The following is a 1,683-nucleotide window of genomic DNA, read 5'->3' as shown; positions in this document are numbered from 1 at the left end:
TTTTCAGGACGATAGAAGTTAGCCCTACTGAAAAACTTGCATCTATGCTTTATCTTTTGTAAAATAAAAATAAGAACAAACGTTCTGATATGTCATCCATTATCGAGAGGTACTTATGCACATAAGACAAGCACATCCCTTAATGACTCAAGAGATTGTACAATTCTTTCAAAAATATATTACTGAAAATTCCGATTCAATTGCTAATCGTGAATACATATGTCCAGATGGTATTAGAGCAGCAGTCCGTAGAAATCAAATACTTATGGCGCTTGATGGAGATATGATTGTAGCAGCACTTCGATTTTATCCTAAAAAGTCTACACAAACCATATCACTTTATCAATTTGCAGTGGCCAAGAACTATCGGGGCAAGGGAGTATTGTATACCATGCTACAATACCTTGGTGAGTATCCTATCGAAGTGCTTTGTCCAATTCATGCCAGTTTAAATACCTACTTTTCTAAGACAGGATGGCAGTATACAGGTCAGTTTAAAGGCTGTAACCGTTGGGAGTGGAGCGTGGGAGACCGATGCAGATAGGGAGGCTAAAGCACTCTGCTTGTCTAGGTTTTAACACAGTATTTCTTGAATAATTGCTCCCTAAGTTTATACTGAAAGAAGAATAAGGACAGGTTCATTCACGCAAATACCGAAATATATTTGCCAAGCTTGATGGCAGTAACAGCTATGGCCTGCTTCACAATCTTTTTCACTTAGAATGTTCTAAGCAACTATGCAAGTCATTCCACCAGTCAATCCGCAAATTCAACATACTGTAACAGCAAAGTTATGTTCATTTACCTTCCACATCTCAACTACATGAAGACACACAAATTATTTCTTCGTTTCTACTCGTCTTTTCTTTCACCCAACAGCTCCAGTACGATTTGCCACTTTTCAAGCTTATCCCCCATGTTTTTTATGTAACGACTAGGTGTAGGGCTTGTTGAAGGCAATGTCAAATAGAGACGATCGTCTGAAAATCCACGATATTTTTTATAACTTTGATATGCTTTTGTTCCATTAAATAAAACAGCTTGGATAGCTGGATATTGTGCATATAAGCTGTCAAAATCATTAATCTTCTCATATTTGATTGCTGAGTCGAGACTGCCTTCCCGCTCGCAATTTTGTATAACATCCCAGAGGGCAATTCTTTTATGTAATAAAAATGCTAGACGTTGTTCATATGATTCTGCAATAGGCTCATGAAATAGTTCATACATAATGGGCCAAAAATGATTACGTGGATTTCCGTAATACTCATGTTTACGTAATGAGACGGCGCTGGGCATACTGCCAAGGATTAAGATTGTACAAGACTTATTAATAACGGGTGGAAATGATTGAAGCATGAGACAAAATCCTTTCTGTAGGAATGTAAAAAGATCATTCTTCTTTTTTCTATTATAAATTAATTCAGGATCCAACACCTAAGAGACAAGAAAAACCTCGGTTTCTATATTGTAAATGAAAAGTACCAAAATAATCGTTTCCCTACTTTGATTATTGATTCTCCATAGAAAATAACATAGGAAAAAGTCGGACATCCAGAATGATGGTATTGAAAGGTAGCCTATTAGCAAGTTATTGCTGAAAATAAAGATCAAATAGTCATGTCAGATTCCCCTGTCGATTAAGGAGATACATCGATCCGTTGTTGATTCGTGGAGAGCTTT

The 1,683-nt window shown here is 36.7% G+C and carries 2 protein-coding genes; one reads left to right on the top strand and one right to left on the bottom strand.

The window, feature by feature from the left end:
- The first annotated feature begins 115 nt into the window (after positions 1 to 115).
- Positions 116 to 544 carry a GNAT family N-acetyltransferase gene (locus AYJ08_RS06075; RefSeq protein ID WP_064016982.1) on the top strand — a complete coding sequence of 143 codons (429 nt, stop codon included), beginning with the start codon at positions 116 to 118 and terminating at the stop codon, positions 542 to 544.
- Between the two features lie 308 nt (positions 545 to 852).
- On the opposite strand, the gene AYJ08_RS06070 is transcribed toward AYJ08_RS06075, so the two are convergent.
- Entirely contained in the window at positions 853 to 1,359 is a 507-nt protein-coding gene (locus tag AYJ08_RS06070) for a DNA-deoxyinosine glycosylase (protein WP_064016981.1), read from the bottom strand.
- Positions 1,360 to 1,683: the final 324 nt, after the last annotated feature.

Source organism: Brevibacillus sp. SKDU10, assembly GCF_001645205.1.
Classification (GTDB): domain Bacteria; phylum Bacillota; class Bacilli; order Brevibacillales; family Brevibacillaceae; genus Brevibacillus_B; species Brevibacillus_B halotolerans.
Note: the sequence above shows the minus strand (reverse complement) of the source record. Positions and strands in the feature narration are given on the sequence as shown.